The organism is Flavobacterium sp. Arc2 (assembly GCF_041431385.1).
Taxonomy (GTDB): Bacteria; Bacteroidota; Bacteroidia; order Flavobacteriales; family Flavobacteriaceae; genus Flavobacterium.
The window spans coordinates 1-5043 of record NZ_JASMRH010000054.1 but is presented as its reverse complement, the minus strand read 5'-3'; the positions used below and the strand labels follow the sequence as shown (position 1 = coordinate 5043).

The window sequence follows — 5043 nt, the reverse complement described above, 5'->3', positions numbered from 1 at the left end:
AAATCAGGTGTTCTAAGAGGTGTTTTTATTCCCACAGAAGAGCACGAACAATTTACGACCTTGGCTCGCCATAGAACACAAGTGACCAAGAAACTGCGACAAACCAAATCACATATCAAAAGTATGTTGTTATTTCATGGTATTAAAGTTCCTGAAGAATTTGATAATCCAAATTGGAGTAAAGCTTTTATTTTGTGGTTAGAAGAAATAAAGTTTAGTACCTCTTGTGGCGATTTAGCATTGCAGGGGAAAATACGAATGTTCAAGTTTATCAAATCAGAATATTTAGAAATAGCCAATCAAATGCGCTCTTACTGTAGAAAAAACAATAAGAAAGATTACAATCTTTTGAGAAGTATTCCTGGAATAGGAGGATATCTAGCTAGTGTAATCTTGGCCGAATGTGGAGATTTGCGCCGGTTCAATAACGAAGGGCAGTTTAGTTCCTACATCGGATTAGTTCCTGGAATGTATAACAGTGGTGAGTCAGAAAAGTGTTTAGGAATTACTCCAAGGAGTCGCTCACAATTACGCAGTTATTTAGTTGAAGCAGCTTGGATAGCCATTAGAAAAGATACCGAAATGCAAAATTATTACCGAAAACATCAAGGTAAAAACGTAAAGAGTGTTATTATAAAAGTAGCCCATAAAATGGCACGAAGAATTCTTTCGGTTATTAAAACAGAAACACCTTATCAAATCAATAGAAATTTAGTCCCGATAGCTATCGGGATAGCACAATAAAAATAACCTTCTTAATAAGCTCAACCATAAAAGAGAAATAGACTACAAAACAGCTGTGGTGGTTCCATAAAATGAATCCACATCTCAAAGCAGGTAGCTATTTTATTTATTCTTACAATCATACCGATGCTGGTGGCTGCCATAAGCAGACCACATATAGGAGCGTGAGCTTTAAGATTATAAAAAGAAATATTATGAAGAAAAAGAGGAATTAATTCTTGGCATCATTGAAAAAGTTAGAATAACTTTTTCAGTCCTATGCCTTCGGCGGACAAAAAGTTGGTTTCCAACTTTTCCAACAAGCCATTAGAACGGAATTTTATGCTCGAAAAATACCCTACATATAACCCTCTTAAAAGTTGTTAATAACTTAATGATGCTTTACATAGGAACAGCTGTTGTACGCCGTTTTTATTATTAATCAAGGGTGTAATTTGGAACAGATATTTTCTTTACAAAAATTAAACCATCATAAGTTTCATTATATATCTTACTGCTCATAATTTTATACAATGGTTTGGGTTGATATCCGCCACCGCCAATTACTAAATGTTTTGATTTTTTACTAAAGAATTTTGTCGGCTCATTGTTAAAAGCATTTTCCAAATCCACAAAATAAATATCCTTTTCAACATTCATCAAGGTGTTAGCATATGTTTTTTTAAATGGTTTTTCTATGTGAAATGTTTTCCAATAATTTCCTTTATTTTTATCAAGTACATAGCCTTTTATTTTTCCCGTCCCAAAGTCGAATCCTACGCTGTAATAATCGTCTTTGTAATAATCTTTCAAATGACGACCTAAATTAATTATGTTACTTCCAGAGTAGTACATTTCTCTTTTATTGATATGTTCATTATGAGCCCAAATAAAAGCTTTTCCGTTTTTAGATTCATTCTCCACTATATATTTTACATTTTCAAACATTTTTAAATCCCTAAATTGAGTGCTCTTCGGGTATTTTTCTTTAATCAATGAAGCATATTCTGTATAGCTTATCAAGTAATCTAAACTTCTTACTATTGTTTTAGAATCATTACTTTCTTTATTTGAATTCAGTATTTCCTGCTTCAGTTTGTATAATTTTGGCACTTGAATTTGCCACCAACTTTCTAATTTACTAAAGTCTATTTTTTTGTTTGCACAACTATCAGCAACAGTTAAAAGATTTTCATCTATTGTAATTTTATTCTTAAAGACATATTTACGTATTTCTTGATTAATTTTTTCTCCTATTTGAATATCCATTCCGTAAAATCGAATTTGCTCTTCTGTTGTTTTACCAATATTGTATTCTCGCATCCATTCCAAAAGATTTACGATTTCTTTTGTATACCAAAATCCTATATTAAAATTTTTTGCAATCGTTTTTATATCTCCTTTACCACCACTGATCCATTCATTTATGCCAGATTCGGCTTGATAGGATTCTTCCATTATAAAAATTTTCACACCTTGATTTTTTACTAAATGCTTAAAAAACTTAGCTTTTAGGTTAAAAAATTCTTTTGTGTTGTGGGATGCTTCCCCAAACCCATAAATTTTGGTATTATTAAATTTATTAGGTATGTTTTCCTTAAAAATCATCAGTTCAGAATCAGGATTTGCATCTTCAATTGTAATTGAATTATACGTTATCCAATTTATAGTTTCCTTATTTTGTGAATAAAAAAGCAGTGGAATAATAAGCGCTAAAATTGAAATTGTTTTTTTTATCATAAGATTTTTTTGTAAAATGGCGTACAACGGTTCGCTTATTGTATAAGGCGGTAAGAATCAAGACAAATCACAGCAAAAATGCACCGTAAATAAATTAAAAACTAATACTAACAAAAATTCTATCTGTACCGCTTTTTACAATAAGCTGTTGTAGGTAGGTTTTTAAAATCACACAAATTATGTTAAAAAAACCATTTAAAAAAACAGTAAAATACAGTTCGGAAGATTTAGAAATCAAAGAATTTCTTACAGGATTAGCGGAAGAACAATATAGTCACGGAGATTCGTTTTATGCTGTAAAAAAATTAAGCGGAAGTTGGGAGTTCGGGAGTTCTAATGATGAATCTATGAAGTTTGGGAATGGATACACAAATCAATTAGCTGGCAATATGGTTAAATTATTGTTTGATAAATTTAAAAAACTACCTGCGTAACTATGGCGACAAAGTGTAGTTAAACTTACCTACAACGTTTTGTGGCTTTGCGAGGTGGCGAGGTTCGTGAGCCGTTAATTTTATGTTTATTTTATTTTTCTTTGCGGACAAAAAACGTGTAGCCAACACATTTCTCGCCATCTTGCAAAACCGCTGTTAGCAAATCGGCTTTATTTTTTAGGTTTAAAACTAGTTATTTTTTCTTACTTTTACCCACTAAATCACATCTTCATGTATAAACTTTTAGCAGGCGATAAAATTCGTTTTTTAGATGATATATTAACTTTTCTTGAATCAAGTGTAGAACAACAAAATGCAGATATGGTCGCTTCGGCATCTTGTTATAATTATAATAAAGATAAGTTTTTTGGAATAACTTACTCATTTAAACCCTTTATTACACAAAGTAAAGAGCATCTTTATTTAAGAGTTGCAATGTTACATTTAGAGAAAAAAGGTTTAATACACAAATACCCTAATTTAAAAAACATTGAGCTTCCTATATATTTAATAAGTTATTCAGGTTTAATATTGGTAAGAAATGGTGGTTATTGTAAAAAGATAGTGTTAGACCGACTCAAAGAGTTTTTACAAAGATTAGCTTGGTTTTTCACAATACTAGGGCTATTATTAAACGCTTACATCTATCGAGATAAACTTACTTTTTTCTCCGATACTTCAACCAATCCAAAAACTGAGGTAAAAGACATTCTACAAAAACAAACCAAAGTATTCCAACAATAAAAACTACAACTCCAGTAAAAGCTATTCTATAATCTAATATTATCATTTTACATTACTTTTATTTAGTAACGTTTTCAAACTGCTAGTTTTCCGTTTTTATTTTCTACGGACTTTTGGTTAAGCTGTTTGCTAACGGTCACGGCTTTGCTAGGTTGCGAACTTCGTAACTGATTATTTTCGGCTAATATAAATGTTCTTGCGAAAAATAGACGTGAATTTCCCACATATTTCGCAATCTTGCAAAACCGGTGTTGCAATATGTATTTATCAGCACAATACTTCTAGCAATTCTGTTTTTCGCCGCAATACATTTCGCCGCAAACTGCATCGCTTTCATAGAAGCAAATTACTTTCTGCGTAACAATTTCGTTCTAATCCATTTCGCTACAAACTGCATCGCTTTCATAGAAGCAAATTACTTTCTGCTGAACGATTTCGCTACAATCTATTTGGACGCAAACTGCATCGCTTTCATTGAAGTAAATTACTTTCTGCTTAACGATTTCATAGTAAATTTTTCAGCGCAAAATTCGGCAACAATATGTATTGCAACGTTATGCCACTTTGAGATGGCTGGAATTTCGTAAACGCTCGGTTTTCGGCTTAACGAAAACTTTATGCGAAACGGCAATTCCACTAAACTCCAGCTAGCTCAAAATGGTGGTTGGCGGTTCGGTTTTTTTACCATTCTGTAAATTCGTGATATTGAAGATTTCTTTCTTTTATTATTGATTCATATTCTTTAATTTCTTTATATGCTTCTTCTACAATATTTTTATTTTCGTACCAAATTTCATCTGCTGGATAGCAACAAACTCCATGAGTTAATTCGGTTAAAATTGCACTAGTTAAACTCGCAAATCTCAATTCAAAACTGTCGCTTGAATGCCAAACAAAATTAACAATTTTCTTGCACTTTTGTAGACGTTTTTCTATTTCGGGTTCTGCGATTTCAACACTAACTTGCTTTTTTCCAAGTATTTTTTCAAAGAAGTTTAATTTTGGCTTTAGATTTTCCTTTTCTGCATCAAAATCATAATTGTCGATATAAATTTCAAAACCACTTATAAGCTTCTTTTCTTTTAAAATTTCTAAATGTGGATTTTTTAAAGTAAACTTAAAAGGTAAAAAACCTTCTTGTGTTTCAAATGAAAAATCTGGATGAATTTCCACATTCATTTCAAAATCATTTAGTCTTTTAACGATTTTTGGAATTAATTCGTCAGATAATTTTTCAACGTAAACATTTAAATCTAAACTCATTATTTTCGCAATTTTGTTTTTATATTTTTTGTTTTTCGTTACGTTAAGCTAAACTGACCGCCAACGTCAGTCTGTGAAAAAACCGCCGTTATGTTCTTTCAAATATAATGTATATTTCGAATATTAAAGCAAGAAAAGT

General features: G+C 31.2%; 5 protein-coding genes. 3 read left to right on the top strand and 2 right to left on the bottom strand.

Annotated elements, in window-relative coordinates:
* Positions 1-744 (top strand): IS110 family transposase (locus QO182_RS19350; RefSeq protein WP_371563690.1); only part of this gene is annotated, 744 nt, incomplete at its 5' end.
* Between the two features lie 417 nt (positions 745-1161).
* Here QO182_RS19350 and QO182_RS19345 read toward each other — a convergent pair.
* Entirely contained in the window at positions 1162-2463 is a 1302-nt protein-coding gene (locus tag QO182_RS19345) for an erythromycin esterase family protein (protein ID WP_371563687.1), read from the bottom strand.
* A gap of 179 nt (positions 2464-2642) precedes the next feature.
* Here QO182_RS19345 and QO182_RS19340 point away from each other — a divergent pair, with 179 nt between their 5' ends.
* The gene (locus QO182_RS19340; protein ID WP_371563685.1) at positions 2643-2897 is read left to right on the top strand and encodes a hypothetical protein; all 255 of its coding nucleotides are present in this window, start codon (positions 2643-2645) and stop codon (positions 2895-2897) included.
* Positions 2898-3128: 231 nt separating this feature from the next.
* The gene (locus tag QO182_RS19335) at positions 3129-3641 is read left to right on the top strand and encodes a hypothetical protein (protein WP_371563684.1); all 513 of its coding nucleotides are present in this window, start codon (positions 3129-3131) and stop codon (positions 3639-3641) included.
* A gap of 681 nt (positions 3642-4322) precedes the next feature.
* Here QO182_RS19335 and QO182_RS19330 read toward each other — a convergent pair.
* Positions 4323-4904 (bottom strand): hypothetical protein, encoded by a 582-nt coding sequence (locus tag QO182_RS19330; RefSeq protein ID WP_371563681.1) that lies wholly within the window; start codon positions 4902-4904, stop codon positions 4323-4325.
* Positions 4905-5043: the final 139 nt, after the last annotated feature.